This window comes from Pseudomonas sp. N40(2020), assembly GCF_014472415.1.
In the GTDB taxonomy this organism is placed as follows: domain Bacteria; phylum Pseudomonadota; class Gammaproteobacteria; order Pseudomonadales; family Pseudomonadaceae; genus Aquipseudomonas.
This window is the reverse complement of sequence record NZ_JACSZV010000058.1, coordinates 1-13,944: the sequence shown is the minus strand read 5'-3', so window position 1 is coordinate 13,944 and position 13,944 is coordinate 1. Positions and strand designations below refer to the sequence as shown.

At 60.1% G+C, this 13,944-nt stretch carries 15 protein-coding genes; 9 read left to right on the top strand and 6 right to left on the bottom strand.

The window, feature by feature from the left end; translation table 11 throughout:
* Nucleotides 1–89 precede the first annotated feature (89 nt).
* The 4 genes from IAI51_RS25825 (at nucleotide 90) to IAI51_RS25810 (ending at nucleotide 4,200) form a co-directional block, all read left to right on the top strand.
* Nucleotides 90–1,187: a polyamine ABC transporter substrate-binding protein gene (locus IAI51_RS25825; protein WP_187681048.1), complete on the top strand. Its 1,098-nt coding sequence runs from the start codon at nucleotides 90–92 to the stop codon at nucleotides 1,185–1,187.
* A 66-nt stretch (nucleotides 1,188–1,253) separates the two neighbouring features.
* Nucleotides 1,254–2,396, top strand: a complete 1,143-nt coding sequence (locus IAI51_RS25820; protein WP_100846904.1) for an ABC transporter ATP-binding protein — start codon at nucleotides 1,254–1,256, stop codon at nucleotides 2,394–2,396.
* Nucleotides 2,397–2,431: 35 nt separating this feature from the next.
* A complete protein-coding gene (locus IAI51_RS25815) occupies nucleotides 2,432–3,313 on the top strand; it encodes an ABC transporter permease subunit (protein ID WP_401271625.1) in 882 nt (293 codons plus the stop codon).
* Nucleotides 3,310–4,200 carry an ABC transporter permease subunit gene (locus IAI51_RS25810; RefSeq protein ID WP_187681046.1) on the top strand — a complete coding sequence of 297 codons (891 nt, stop codon included), beginning with the start codon at nucleotides 3,310–3,312 and terminating at the stop codon, nucleotides 4,198–4,200. The genes IAI51_RS25815 and IAI51_RS25810 overlap by 4 nt, the downstream gene beginning before the upstream one ends.
* Nucleotides 4,201–4,343: 143 nt before the next feature.
* Here the strand turns inward: IAI51_RS25810 and IAI51_RS25805 are convergent, their stop codons facing one another.
* A complete protein-coding gene (locus IAI51_RS25805; protein ID WP_187681045.1) occupies nucleotides 4,344–4,985 on the bottom strand; it encodes an HD domain-containing protein in 642 nt (213 codons plus the stop codon).
* A gap of 310 nt (nucleotides 4,986–5,295) precedes the next feature.
* On the opposite strand from IAI51_RS25805, the gene IAI51_RS25800 reads away from it, so the two are divergent.
* The gene (locus IAI51_RS25800) at nucleotides 5,296–6,261 is read left to right on the top strand and encodes a GlxA family transcriptional regulator (protein WP_187681044.1); all 966 of its coding nucleotides are present in this window, start codon (nucleotides 5,296–5,298) and stop codon (nucleotides 6,259–6,261) included.
* Nucleotides 6,262–6,393: 132 nt separating this feature from the next.
* On the opposite strand, the gene IAI51_RS25795 is transcribed toward IAI51_RS25800, so the two are convergent.
* Together IAI51_RS25795 and IAI51_RS25790 are read right to left on the bottom strand one after the other, a co-directional pair.
* Nucleotides 6,394–8,802 carry a penicillin acylase family protein gene (locus IAI51_RS25795; RefSeq protein WP_187681043.1) on the bottom strand — a complete coding sequence of 803 codons (2,409 nt, stop codon included), beginning with the start codon at nucleotides 8,800–8,802 and terminating at the stop codon, nucleotides 6,394–6,396.
* Nucleotides 8,803–8,905: 103 nt separating this feature from the next.
* Nucleotides 8,906–9,484 carry a DUF6436 domain-containing protein gene (locus IAI51_RS25790; protein WP_187681042.1) on the bottom strand — a complete coding sequence of 193 codons (579 nt, stop codon included), beginning with the start codon at nucleotides 9,482–9,484 and terminating at the stop codon, nucleotides 8,906–8,908.
* 98 nt (nucleotides 9,485–9,582) lie between these two features.
* Here IAI51_RS25790 and IAI51_RS25785 point away from each other — a divergent pair, with 98 nt between their 5' ends.
* Nucleotides 9,583–10,530, top strand: a complete 948-nt coding sequence (locus tag IAI51_RS25785; protein ID WP_187681041.1) for an alpha/beta hydrolase — start codon at nucleotides 9,583–9,585, stop codon at nucleotides 10,528–10,530.
* Nucleotides 10,531–10,634: 104 nt separating this feature from the next.
* Here IAI51_RS25785 and IAI51_RS25780 read toward each other — a convergent pair whose 3' ends face one another.
* Nucleotides 10,635–11,387, bottom strand: coding sequence for a DUF2059 domain-containing protein (locus IAI51_RS25780; RefSeq protein ID WP_187681040.1), 753 nt, complete (start codon nucleotides 11,385–11,387; stop codon nucleotides 10,635–10,637).
* A 108-nt stretch (nucleotides 11,388–11,495) separates the two neighbouring features.
* Between IAI51_RS25780 and IAI51_RS25775 the strand changes: the two genes are divergently transcribed.
* Both IAI51_RS25775 and IAI51_RS25770 read left to right on the top strand, forming a co-directional pair.
* Nucleotides 11,496–12,128, top strand: a complete 633-nt coding sequence (locus IAI51_RS25775) for a 2OG-Fe(II) oxygenase (protein ID WP_187681039.1) — start codon at nucleotides 11,496–11,498, stop codon at nucleotides 12,126–12,128.
* A 2-nt stretch (nucleotides 12,129–12,130) separates the two neighbouring features.
* The gene (locus tag IAI51_RS25770) at nucleotides 12,131–12,616 is read left to right on the top strand and encodes a DUF523 domain-containing protein (RefSeq protein ID WP_187681038.1); all 486 of its coding nucleotides are present in this window, start codon (nucleotides 12,131–12,133) and stop codon (nucleotides 12,614–12,616) included.
* A 16-nt stretch (nucleotides 12,617–12,632) separates the two neighbouring features.
* Here IAI51_RS25770 and IAI51_RS25765 read toward each other — a convergent pair whose 3' ends face one another.
* Complete coding sequence (locus tag IAI51_RS25765) at nucleotides 12,633–13,202, bottom strand: transporter substrate-binding domain-containing protein (RefSeq protein ID WP_187681037.1); 570 nt, start codon at nucleotides 13,200–13,202, stop codon at nucleotides 12,633–12,635.
* 134 nt (nucleotides 13,203–13,336) lie between these two features.
* On the opposite strand from IAI51_RS25765, the gene IAI51_RS25760 reads away from it, so the two are divergent.
* Entirely contained in the window at nucleotides 13,337–13,762 is a 426-nt protein-coding gene (locus tag IAI51_RS25760; protein WP_187681036.1) for a DUF4399 domain-containing protein, read from the top strand.
* A gap of 48 nt (nucleotides 13,763–13,810) precedes the next feature.
* On the opposite strand, the gene IAI51_RS25755 is transcribed toward IAI51_RS25760, so the two are convergent.
* On the bottom strand, nucleotides 13,811–13,944 hold a 134-nt coding region (locus IAI51_RS25755; protein ID WP_187677109.1), incomplete at its 5' end, for an integrase core domain-containing protein.

The window sequence follows — 13,944 nt, the reverse complement described above, 5'->3', positions numbered from 1 at the left end:
TAAGTTGCGCGCCGGTTTTGTTGCCGGGCAGCCATGGCTGTCATGCAGCGCGGGGCAACTTGGGCCCAACTAATTTAGAGGACCTCCACTTGCCTATTTTTTCTTCTTTGCGCAAAGCCCTGCTGGCCACTGCCGGCCTGACGATTGCTGTCGGTGCCCAAGCCGCCGGTACGGTGCATATTTATAACTGGTCCGATTACATCGGCGAGACCACTCTGGCCGACTTCGAGAAAGCGTCCGGGATCAAGCCGGTCTACGACGTGTTCGACTCCAACGAGACCCTGGAAGGCAAGCTGCTGGCCGGGCGTACCGGTTACGACGTGGTCGTGCCGTCGAACCATTTCCTTGGCAAGCAGATCAAGGCGGGCGCGTTCCAGAAGCTCGACAAGACGCAGCTGCCGAACTATTCCAACCTCGACCCTGTGCTGCTCAAGCGTCTGGAGCAGAACGATCCGGGCAACCTGTACGCTGTGCCTTATCTGTGGGGCACCAACGGCATCGGTTACAACGTCGATAAAGTCAAAGCCGTGCTGGGCGTCGACAAGATCGATTCCTGGGCCGTGCTGTTCGAACCGGAAAACATCAAGAAGCTGCACAGCTGCGGCGTAGCGTTCCTCGATTCGGCCGATGAAATGATGCCGACCGTGCTCAACTACATGGGCCTGAACGCCAACAGCACCAACACCAAAGACTACGAAAAAGCCACCGCCAAACTGCTCGCGGTGCGCCCTTACGTGACCTACTTCCACTCGTCCAAATACATCGGCGACCTGGCCAACGGCGACATCTGCGTAGCCATCGGTTTCTCCGGTGACATCTTCCAGGCCAAGAATCGCGCTGAGGAAGCCAAGAAGGGCGTGAACATCGCCTACTCGATCCCGAAAGAAGGCGGCGCGCTGTGGTTCGACATGCTGGCGATTCCCAAGGACTCGTCCAACGTCAAAGAAGCCCACGCCTTCATCAATTATTTGCTGAAACCTGAGGTGATCGCCCAGGTCAGTGATTATGTCGGTTACGCCAACCCCAACCCGGGTTCGGACAAGCTGATGGAGCAGTCCATTCGCACCGACGAAGCGGTTTATCCACCGCAAGCAGTCCTCGACAAGACCTACGTGTCGACCGAGTTGCCACCCAATATTCAGCGTTTGATGACCCGTAGCTGGACCAAGGTCAAGTCGGGCAAATAAGGCACAACTATCCTGGGTTCGTCCGCATTGGGCGAACTGCACTCTTTTTTTCTGGGAGTTTCGTAAATGGCAGTTGCCTCCGGCGCCTACAAGAAAGCCCTCGAGGGCGACCAGACACCTAAACAGGTGCTGGTCAAAATCGACCGGGTCACGAAGAAGTTCGACGAGACGATTGCCGTGGACGATGTGTCCCTGGAAATCAAAAAGGGCGAAATTTTCGCCCTGCTCGGCGGTTCGGGATCGGGCAAATCCACTCTGCTGCGGATGCTGGCAGGGTTCGAACGGCCCACGGAGGGGCGCATTTTCCTCGACGGCGTCGACATCACCGACATGCCGCCGTACGAACGTCCGATCAACATGATGTTCCAGTCCTACGCTTTGTTCCCGCACATGACCGTGGCGCAGAACATCGCCTTCGGCCTGCAGCAGGACAAGATTCCCAAGGCTGAAGTCGAAGCCCGTGTGGCCGAGATGCTCAAACTGGTACAGATGAGCCAGTACGCCAAGCGCAAGCCGCATCAATTGTCTGGTGGTCAGCGTCAGCGTGTGGCGCTGGCCCGTTCGCTGGCCAAGCGGCCGAAACTGCTGCTGCTCGACGAACCGATGGGCGCACTGGACAAGAAACTGCGTTCGCAGATGCAACTGGAGCTGGTGGAAATCATCGAGCGCGTCGGCGTGACCTGCGTGATGGTGACCCACGACCAGGAAGAGGCCATGACCATGGCCGAGCGCATTGCGATCATGCACCTGGGCTGGATCGCCCAGATCGGTAGCCCGATCGACATCTACGAAACCCCGACCAGCCGCCTGGTCTGCGAATTCATCGGCAACGTCAACATCTTCGAAGGCGAAGTGATCGACGACGCCGAGGGCCACGCGACGATCACCTGCAAGGATCTCGACCGGCAGATCTACGTCGGCCACGGCATCAGCACTTCGGTGCAGGACAAGTCGGTCACCTACGCGATCCGTCCGGAGAAGCTGCTGGTCACTGCCGATCAACCGACCTGCGAATACAACTGGTCGAGCGGCAAGGTGCACGACATCGCCTACCTCGGCGGGCATTCGGTGTTCTACGTCGAATTGCCGAGCGGCAAACTGGTGCAGTCGTTTGTCGCCAACGCCGAGCGCCGTGGCGCCCGTCCAACCTGGGGTGATCAGGTTTACGTGTGGTGGGAAGACGACAGCGGCGTGGTACTTCGCTCATGAACATGCGCAAGTTCAAACGACGGCTCAACCGAATAATTCCCAATGGCCGCCAATTGGTCATCGGGGTTCCGTTCATCTGGCTGTTCCTGTTCTTCATGTTGCCGTTCTTCATCGTCCTGAAGATCAGCTTCGCCGAAGCCGACGTGGCCATTCCGCCGTATACCGAGATCTACACGTTTGCCGAGCAGAAGCTGCAACTGCTGCTGAACCTGGGCAACTACGCGATGCTCGGCGACGACGAGCTGTACATCGCCGCCTACCTTGGCTCGCTGAAGATGGCGCTGATCAGCACCGTCCTCTGCCTGCTGATCGGCTACCCGATGGCCTACGCCATCGCCAGCGCCCGTAAAGAGCTGCAAACGGTGCTGGTGCTGCTGATCATGATGCCGACCTGGACGGCGATCCTGATCCGCGTTTACGCGTGGATGGGCATCCTCAGCAACAACGGTCTGCTCAATGGTTTCCTGATGAGCATCGGCCTGATCGACGAGCCGCTGCAGATCCTCAATACCAACCTCGCGGTATACATCGGCGTGGTCTATTCGTACCTGCCGTTCATGATCCTGCCGCTGTATGCCAACCTGGTGAAGCACGACAACAGTCTGCTGGAAGCGGCTTCCGACCTCGGTTCGAGCACCTTCAACAGCTTCTGGAAAATCACCATTCCGCTGTCCAAGAACGGGATCATTGCCGGCTGCATGCTGGTGTTCATCCCTGTGGTAGGCGAGTTCGTGATCCCGGAACTGCTCGGCGGCCCGGAAACCCTGATGATCGGTAAAGTGCTCTGGCAAGAGTTCTTCAATAACCGTGACTGGCCGGTGGCGTCTGCCCTGGCGGTGGTGATGCTGGCGATCCTGATTGTGCCGATCATTCTGTTCAACCGCAGTCAGGCCAAGGAAATGGAGGGTAAAGAATGAAGCGCATCCGTTTCTCCAGCCTGATGCTGGTCGTTGGTTTGGTGTTCATCTACCTGCCGATGCTGATCCTGGTGATCTACTCGTTCAACGCCTCGAAACTGGTGACGGTGTGGGGCGGCTGGTCGATCAAGTGGTACGTCGGCCTGCTCGACAACAGCCAACTGATGGGCTCGGTGCTGCGCTCGCTGGAAATCGCCTGCTACACCGCGGTTGCCGCGGTGGCGCTGGGCACGCTGGCCGCGTTCGTGCTGACCCGTATCACCCACTTCAAGGGCCGCACGCTGTTCGGTGGTCTGGTCACTGCACCGTTGGTGATGCCGGAAGTGATCACTGGTCTGTCGCTGTTGCTGCTGTTCGTGGCCATGGCGCAGATGATCGGCTGGCCGCAGGAACGTGGCATCGTCACCATCTGGATCGCCCACACGACGTTCTGTGCGGCGTATGTGGCGGTGGTGGTGTCGGCGCGTCTGCGTGAGCTGGACCTGTCGATCGAAGAAGCGGCGATGGACCTGGGTGCGCGGCCGTGGAAGGTGTTCTTCCTGATCACCATCCCGATGATCGCGCCGTCGCTGGCGGCGGGCGGCATGATGTCGTTCGCACTGTCGCTGGACGACCTGGTACTGGCGAGCTTCGTCTCCGGCCCGGGTTCGACGACCTTGCCGATGGAAGTGTTCTCGGCGGTGCGCCTGGGCGTGAAGCCTGAGATCAACGCCGTGGCCAGCCTGATTCTGCTGGCGGTATCGATCGTGACGTTCCTGGTCTGGTTCTTCAGCCGCCGCGCCGAAGAAGCCCGCAAGAAAGCCATCCAGCAAGCCATCGAAGAAAGCGCTGCCGATTCGTGGAAACAGCCGGACGCGCGCCGCGCGCCTGCGCCGGAAGCAGCGTAAGCACTACCGGGTTGGCCTCGGTCTTGAGGCCAACCACAAATCGAAATGTGGGAGCGAGCCTGCTCGCGAAGACGGAGTATCAGTCGACTCAAATATTGACTGATACACCGCTTTCGCGAGCAGGCTCGCTCCCACCTTTCGTTTTATGCAGTCCAGGGTGATTGGCGGATGACCTCGACAAAGTTCATCGGCTTGAACCCCGGTTCCTGATCCTTCAACACATCAGTCTTCACATTGCCGAACGTGGTCTGCGGACGATGGCGCAGCCCATCGGCAAAGGCGCAGATGATGCACTCCTTGAAACCTTCCCCCCGTGGATGCGCATGCACCACCGCTTCACGCTGCACGCTGCTGAACGCCGCGTAGTCCATGCCCAGCACATCCATTTCCACGCCTGCCGTCACCAGCGCCACGGTCGGGCGCAAATGCTTGGGCACGCCCGGCGTGGTGTGCAGGGCAATCGACAGCCAGACCTGTTCGATGTCGTCATCGCTCAACCCGTAAGGCTTGAGAAACGCCGCTGCGGCGTTGGCGCCGTCGACCTCGAAACGTTCGTCATCGCTGCGGTGACCTTCGACCAGACCAAGGTCATGAAACATCGCGCCGACGTACAACAGCTCCGGATCGTAGGCCAGTTGCTGACGCTCACCGCTCAATGCACCGAACAGAAACACCCGGCGCGAGTGGTGATAGAGCAGGTCGGATTCGATGTCGCGGATGTACTCGGTGGTCGCGCGGGCCAGGGCGCTGTCAGGGATTTTGATGCCGGCAGTGGTGGTGCTCATGAGAGTTTCCTCTTGAAAAACGCCGGTGTGGCGCCGATGAGGAAAGTCTGTTCCCGCGCTGCAAAACCAACAATCGACCCATGGCTGCGATCCTTGCCAATCGACCTGCAAATCGTGCCAACTCACCAGTGGGAGAGATATCGCGATACTCATTGTGGTGAGGGGATTTATCCCCGATGGGTTGCGCAGCAGCCCCAGAACCTGCTGATTAGGCTTATCAGTTAAAACGCGATTACAGGATTTACGACTGCTGCGCAGCCGATCGGGGATAAATCCCCTCGCCACAGGTTCAGAGGAGTTTGCGAGAGAGATGAACAAAACCGTCGCCATTGTGGTGTTCCCCGGCGTGCAATCGCTGGACGTCAGCGGGCCCATGGATGTGTTTGCCGAGGCCAACCGTTTTCTTGCGCCAGAGGATCACTATCGCCTCGACGTGATAGGTGTCGAACACGGGCCGATGGCATGCTCCAACGGCCTGACCCTGAATGCTCACCGACATTTCAGCGCAGCGCTTGAGGCCTATGACTTGCTGTTGGTGGCTGGCGGGCCGACCCTGCCGTTCATGGATTTCGGCAAGACCTTCGATGCCTGGCTGCGTGAAGCCTGTGCGCGGGCACGGCGTTTCGGGTCGATCTGCAACGGCGCGTTCATGTTGGCGCGGGCGGGATTGCTCGAGGGGCGCACGGTCACTACGCACTGGAACGATGCCGACGCCCTGGCGCAGTTGTGCCCATCGACGCAGGTGGAGGCGGATCGCTTGTATGTCGAGGACGGCGCGCTCTACACCTCGGCCGGGGTGACGGCGGGGATTGATCTGTCGCTGTACCTGCTGGCCCGCGATCACGGCGCGGAGGTGGCGCTGAGTGTGGCCAAGCGGCTGGTGGTGTTCACCCAGCGTTCGGGCGGGCAGTCGCAGTTCAGCCCGTTCCTGACGCCCCACGCGGAGCCGACGTCGGCGGTGGCGATGGTGCAGTTGTACGTGCTGGCCAATCTCACCGGGGATCTGACCATTGCCGATCTGGCGAATGCGGCGAACATGAGTGCGCGTAACTTCTCGCGAGTGTTTGCGCGGGAGGCGAAGGTCACGCCGGCGGAGTTCGTTGAGCGAGCGCGAGTGGATGCGGCGCGGGTGATGCTCGAAAGCACCACGGCGCCGCTGAAGACTGTGGCGTATCAGTGCGGATTCCGCGATGCGCAGCATATGCGCGGTGTGTTCAATCGAAGGTTGGGCGTGACGCCGCAGCAGTTTCGGTTGAATTTTGCGGTGCTGCTGTGAGTTTTTTATTGATCGGGAGGGCCTCATCGCGAGCAGGCTCACTCCTACAATTAACCGCGTTCATCCTGTAGAAACGCGATCAACTGTAGGAGCGAGCCTGCTCGCGATGGGGTCAGTTCAGTCAGCACAAATCTACTGCGCAGCCCGCGCCGGCAAAAGCTTCAAGGTACTGCGCGTATTCGCCATCACTTCTTCCTCACTGAAGTGCGCCTGTACATAAATCCCGTCGACATACGCCTCTGCCTGATCGTCATAGTGACTGTTGAACGGTACGCCACTCTGGCCCACCGGGTTGATCGTCAGGCTGTGCGCCGGGTCGGCGAAGTCCACCAGGCGCCGCGTCGAAGGCCCATAAGTCACCGGCCAAGGCGCCGGGCCAATCTTCGCCGAGAGATTGTTCGGCACTTCATGGCTGCCCGGTGCAGCAAACGGGCCGACGTTGAAAATGCGATCCAGCGGCTTCTGCTGCCCCAGCGGATGACCATGGGTCAGCGTGTGCGCCGTGCCCCATTTCCAGGTGGAGGCATCCTCTTCGAGGGTCAGTTTCAGGTGCTTCATGCTCGCCTGCCAAGCCGCGCGCACGGTGTCGGCACGGGTTTCTTTGTCTGGCGTGGCGCGGTTATCCCACCACGCTGAATCGGCGTTTGCCGCCAGTCGCGGCAGTGCCGAATCAATCACTCGCGTCGACAGCAGCGTCTCGAAAAAGTCATTGCCCAACTCGTCGCGCATTGCCGCATCGGCGAGGTCGTAGAGGAACTGGTTGAAGACCGTCGCACTGACCGAGTCCAGCGGATAGTCGCCTTGCCACTGTGCCAGTTGCTCGACCAGTTTCAGTTGCGCCGGATCGCTCACCACTTCGCGCAGCACTGGCAACAGCGGCGCCAGCAGACGCGGGCCGTAACCGGTGGTGGTGCCCAGTTGCAGCTTCTGGTTGGCTTCGTTGTTCCACTTCACCGTCTTGTCGCTGAGCTGGCGGTTGAGCTGCTGGCCACGGTCGGCGAGGTTGTAGTAACCCGGAATTTCCATGCCGGTGGGCGAAACGGGTTGAAAGTTGGCCGAGACGATATAGCCGCGCGCCGGGTTCTCTTCCTGCGGGTTGGCGCTGAACGGGTAGAAGCCGTCCTTGTCCGCCTGATTCGTGCTGCCGTCGAGAATGAAACCCGGCTTCACCCCGGTCGGCCGCTTGGGCAGCAATGCCGAAGCCCACCAGGCGATATCGCCCTTAGCGTTGGCGTAGACAAGATTGAGCCCCGGCGCCTGCACTTTGGCCGCAGCGGCGCGGGCCTTGGCCAGGGTATCGGCGCGGTTGAGTTGGTAGAAGCCTTCGAGGATCGGGTTCGGTGTTTCGAGGAACGCCCACCACATGGCGATCGGTGTTTTGCCGGCAGCCGTGCCGAGGGCGTCGTTGACGATCGGGCCGTGAGGCGATTGACGCAGGGTGATCGTCACCGGCGCCTGGCCCTTCACATTGATCTGCTGCTCGGTCCTGACCATGTCGGTCCACTGGCCGCGATACCAGACCTGATTCGGGTTGTCCGGATTGACCTTCTCGGCGATCAGATCCAGGTCGTCGTTCTGGAACATCGTCAGGCTCCAACCGAAATCCAGGTTATGCCCAAGGAACGCGAACGGCACCAGCGCCTGATGATGCCCGTAGAGTTCAAAGCCCGGCGCGGACAACTGCGCTTCGTACCACACCGACGGCACCGAGAAGCGAATGTGCGGATCGCCGGCCAGCAAGGGTTTGCCGCTCTGGCTGCGGTTGCCGGCAATCACCCAGGCATTGCTGCCTTCAAATTGCGGCAGGCCGTTGTCGATCAGCGCCTGCTCACTGAGGCGGGCGAGGGCGTTGAGGTCTTTCCAATCGCCGGCCGCGAGCGCTGGAACGGGGTTGCGGCCCTTGGCCAAAACGCCTTTGGGCTGCCAGTCGAGGTCGAAGACGTTGAGGTAATCGGCGCCAAGTTGATCGCGCACATAGGTCAGTAGCGGTTCGGTACGAAACGCCGCAGCGAAACTGTAAGCCATGTAGCCGGCGACACTGATGCTGTCTTCGGCGGTGAACGGCCGCTTGGGGATGCCCAGCACGTCGAACTCGACGGGCGCGGCGTGGGTGTCCTGATATTGGTTGATGCCATCCAGATAGGCTTGCAGGCCCTTCCACGCCGGGGATTGTTTATCGAGGCTGGCGACGTAACTGGCCGCGCGTTCACGGATGCGCAGGCTGCGGAACAGTTTGTCGGTGTCGAGCAGTTTCGGCCCGAGCACCTCGGCCAGTTCGCCGCGTGCAAGTCGGCGCATGGCTTCCATCTGGAACAGGCGATCCTGGGCATGCACATAGCCGAGGGCGCGGTAGAGATCGGTTTCGTTCTCCGCGCGGATGTGCGGCACGCCGCGCTCGTCGTAGCGCACAGTCACCGAACCTTGCAGGTTGCGCAGTTCAATCTGGCCCTGACGCGTCGGCTGCTTGCTGTAGACATACCAGCCCGTGCCAGCGAGCAGGACAACGATGAGCAGGGCGAGAACGGTGAACACGCGCTTCATGGTGACTCCTTGTGCAGGCGGGATTGCCGCCCCGTCGGGCTGCAAACAATTAGCACAGACCTTCTGTGCCGTGCATCGCTGTCCTCGAAAAGTCCGGAATGCCTTACTGCGGCTCCACCGGCCATGGGCAATAGCAGCCCACCGCCAAGGTGTGTGTGGCGTTGACCGGGCGATCATCCGTCAGCGCATTCAGGATCGGTTCGATAAAACTGTTGCTGGAGTTGCAGGTCAGGCCTTCGCTGTAGGGGCCGAAGTACGCCAGTTTGCCGTTGCGATCCCAGATCGCCACGGCCGGGCTGGCGGGGACCTGCTCGGAGCCGGGCAATACCGTGATGGTTTTCAGCGTGCTTAACGTGGTGGGCAACTGGCCGTGGCTACCGACCTTTTGCACGGCAAAAAACTCCACGCCTTTTGCGCTGAACTGCTCGACCATTTCGGTCAGGTGCTGTTGATTGCCGACATTGCAGGGGCATGCCGGGTCCCAGAAATGCACCAGACGGATATTGCCGGGGCCGGCGAGATCATCGGGCAGGCGCAGCGGGTCGCCGGAGAACACCGCGGTGTGTTCACTGAACGCCCGCAAATAGCGGCCCTGAAACCAGTCGTACGCCGCCCACAGCACCCCTGCACACACGAGCGCGAGCAGGCTGGCAAACAGTGCGGTGCGGTAGGGCGAGCGCATGGATTTGTGTCCTCAGAGGCCGGCTAGCTTGCCATGCTTGTCGCGACAGATGAATATCGCAGGCCGATAAAGTCTGTTCACCGTTCTGGAATTGCCTCATGCCTGCCATTTTCGATCCCGATCATTTACGCGCCAGCCTCAAGCCTTTGGCCGAGTGGCAGCCGTTGTCGGAGGAGGCCAAGGCCTATCAGCAGTTCTACAAAACCGACTTTTCCGAGCGCGATGTCTGGCGCGGCATGGGACGGTTTTCAGTGGACGGTTACGAACTGGTCAGCCATTGCTGGTGGCCGGAGAAGGTCAAGGGCACGCTGTTTCTGTTGCACGGTTTCTACGATCACACCGGGCTGTATCGACATGTGATCGAGTGGGCGCTGGATCAGGATTTTGCGGTGATCGCCTGTGATTTGCCGGGGCATGGTCTGTCCAGCGGCGCGCGGGCGAGTATTCGTGATTTCTCCGAATATCAGGACGCTCTGCAAGCCTTGTTCGCCGAGGCCCATTCGATTGCGCTGCCGCAGCCGTGGCACCTGTGCGGGCAAAGTACCGGTGGGGCGATCGTGGTCGATCATGTGCTCAATCATGGCGAGAACAGTCCGGCGCAGGGTCAGTTGATTCTGCTGTCGCCGCTGGTACGGCCGCGAGCGTGGGGCTGGTCGCAACTCAGTTATTACCTGCTGCGGCCGTTCGTGCGGGGCATTGCGCGGCGCTTTAGCGAGAACTCCAATGATCCGGATTTCCTGCCATTTCTGCTGGCCGATCCGCTGCAGCCCAAGCGCCTGCCCACCGCATGGGTCGGCGCCTTGTCACGTTGGATCAACCGAGTGGAATACGCGAAGAAAAGCCCGCGGCGGCCACTGATCATTCAGGGGCAGGCGGATATGACCGTTGACTGGCAGCACAATCTGCAGGTGTTGAAGTGGAAGTTTGATCGGCCGCAGATCTTGCTGCTGCCCCAGGCGCGGCATCATCTGGCGAATGAGACGGCGGATATGCGCGAGGAGTATTTCGAGTTCTTGAGCAAGCGGATCAGGGGCCGGAATCTCTAGAGGATTCACCGGCCCCATCGCGAGCAGGCTCACTCCTACATTGGAAATGCGGTCTTCTGTAGGAGTGAGCCTGCTCGCGATAGGGCCCTGTCAGGCGATAGAGATCACTGGCCGAGGTTAGAAGTATTCTGCCCCACCGCCAACCCCGCCCGAATTGCCGCCAACGCTGCCTGATAGTAAGCCTTGCCCTCGGTCGACTCGGCAAACGTCGCAAACTCTTCCAGCTCTTCATCCGACAAGTCGCGATACACGTAGAGCAGCGTGTTGTTCATGTCCGCGCCGATCTGATCCATCAGGCGTTGGCGCTGACCGTTCAACATGCCTTGCGCCTGTCCGCCACCGAGCAGTCCCGGAATCATCGAACTCAAACTGTCCGCCGCCACGCCGGCAATCGCCAGACTCACTTCTGCGCCGGCTTCACGGGCGGGCAGGGCTTGAGCCAGATGGCCGATGATCAGCAAGCGGCTGTCACTGGCCGGCATCTTCGGTAGGCCTTTGGCATTCTTTGCCAGTTGATCGCGACGGGTCGCGAGCAATTCGGCGGCGACGATTTTCTTGCCCAGCGGCGACTGGAAAAAGGACAGGGCCGGTTTGGGATCGGCGAGGTTCTGCCGCAGTTGGGCTTCGGCGCGTTGATCCATGGCCTGTGGGGCGAAGCGCTGATTGCTGTTGTTGACCAGCGCTTGAAAGACGGCGGGTGGCAGGCTGTTTTGATAGCGCTGCTGCGCGGCACTCAAGGCGTCATTGAAATGCGCACGTTGATCTGGCCAGCCGGCGACCTTGTACAACTGATCGTAGCCGTCCGCCCAGGCGGGCAAAACGCAGAACATCAACAGTGAAAAAAGCAAACGGCGCATAGGGACTCCTGTCAGCAGCGCACTATTCTCCGTGCGGTGCCGGTACTTGTCGAGAATTCGTATCAAGCCGCCGCGTGGCTCTGTCGGATTTCTTGCCGCCGACATACTATGCGCGCCATGCAAATATCCTCTGAACACCCGCTGCTGTTACGTATCGTCGACGACTTGGCCGAGCACGGCTGGTCGCAGCAGAACATTTTCCTGCCCGCGGGTTTGACCCGCGAGCTGGCGGACGAGTGCCGTAAACGTGAGGCCGAGGGTGAACTGGCGCCGGCGGCGGTCGGCCGTGGGCCGTTTTCAGAGATTCGCGAGGGGATTCGCGGCGATCATATTCAGTGGATCGATCCCGGTCAGGCCGAGGCCAGCGACCGATACCTGAGCCTGATGGACAGTCTGCGCGAGTCGCTCAACCGGGGTTTGTTCCTCGGTCTTGAAGACTTCGAATGCCATTTCGCGCTGTATCCGCCGGGGGCTTTTTATCGCAAACACGTCGACCGCTTCCGTGACGACGACCGGCGCATGGTTTCGGTGGTGGTTTACCTCAACGAAGCGTGGTTGCCGGAGGATGGCGGTCAGTTGCGCATGTACCTGGGTGATGATCGCGTTCACGACGTGCAGCCTACCGGCGGCTGCCTCGTGGTGTTTCTTTCCGGCGAAGTCCCCCATGAAGTGCTGCCGGCCAATCGCGAGCGCTTGTCGCTGACGGGTTGGTTCCGTCGCCGTGGCAACGAGCCTTTCTGATCATGGAAAAGATTCTGGTCAGCCGCTGCCTGTTGGGCCACCGCGTGCGTTACGACGGCGGGGCCAGCGGGCCGTTTGATGTGCTGGAACAGTGGATTGCTGAAGGTCGGGTGGTGCCGTTGTGTCCGGAGGTGGCCGGTGGTTTGCCGACCCCGCGTGCGGCGGCGGAGATTCCGGGCGGGCAGGGTGGTGAGGTGCTGGATGGCGTTGCTTCGGTGATCACCACCGACGGCGAGGATGTCAGTGCGCAGTTTCTCGATGGGGCGCGGCAGGCGCTGGCGTTGGTGCAAATGCACGGCATTCGCGTCGCGGTGCTCAAGGCCAACAGTCCTTCTTGCGGGAATCTGCTGACCTATGACGGGACGTTCAGTGGGGTCAAAGTCAGTGGCGAAGGCGTGACGGCTGCACTGCTCAAGCGCCACGGCGTGCAAGTCTTCAGCGAGCTTGAATTGCCGCAAGCCGCACAGGCCTTGATCCAGCTCGATTAAAACCCAGATTTCATTGTTACTTGGGTTGGGTGAACCACTTCTCGGACAACGCCGCCAACCGCCCATCCGCCTTGATCCGCTGCATCGCGCTCGCAAGGCTGGCCTGAAACGCCGGATTACCCTTCTGAAACGGAATCGCCAAATCCACTGGCGCACCCACTGCTGGCTTCTCCTCAGTCAACGATTGCACCAATACCATCGGCCGCGGCTGCTCATCTTTCTTCGCCAGCAACTGCGAATCGATCTGGCTGTAAGGCTCGCTGAAGTCGAAACGATCCTTGAGTTCGGCTGTCAGTGCTATGTGGTTGAGCGCGACGTCGTACTTGCCGCTTTCAACGCCCTGGAGTAGATCGCCCTCGTCGGTGACGATGAAGTCGGCGCGAACATCCAGCTCCTTGGCCAGCAGTTGCCCAAGCTCGACCTCGAACCCCGTGAGTGTGTCGCCGTCCTTGTAATTAAAGGGCGGTGTATTAGCCTCAAGAGCAATACGCAACTCGCCACGGTCGTTGACGTCATCAATCAGTTCGGCTTGAGCCAGCGGGCTCAGAAGGGGTAGCAGGCAGATCAGGCCAGGCAGAAAACGCATGGTCACTCCTTTGAAATCATTATCGCGGCCAGATTTTCTGGCTCGCTTTGCTATGGTTGTCGAGTGCCTTCGACAACGAATGGTCATGAAGTTGTCATGACCACGCGGATTTTACGGAAAAACTGGAGAAGAAAATGAAAAGCTTTATGTCACGTGCAGCGTTGGCGGGTGTGCTGATGGGCGTTTCGGTGCTGGCCAGTGCGGCCACCCCGGCTCCAAAGGGTGCCGAAGTGTTCATCGTTTCTCCCGAAGACGGGGCGACTGTATCGCAAACCTTTACCGTCAAATTTGGCGTCAAGGACGTCTCGCTGGCACCGGCGGGCGATGTCACCAAACACTCCGGTCACCATCATCTTTTGATTGATGTCGACAAGTTGCCGGCGGCCGGTGCGCCGATTCCCAACGATGCCAACCACATGCACTTCGGCAAGGCGCAGACTCAGGCCGACATCAAGCTGGCCCCGGGCAAACACACCTTGCAACTTGAACTGGGTGACAGCGGCCACATGCCGTTCGATCCACCCATCGTGTCGAAGAAGATCACCGTCAACGTCGAATAACTTTGCGGCGATGTCTAGTCCTGAAATAGGTTTACACCTGTTTCAGCCTCAAAACGCCCGATGCACCGCATCGGGCGTTTTGTATTTCAGCGACAGATGAGGCCGCTCGTTGTTATAGATCTGCACCGACTCGTCCACCATCCGGATGGCCTCTGCAAAATCTTTGGGGCGATGCAGCAATA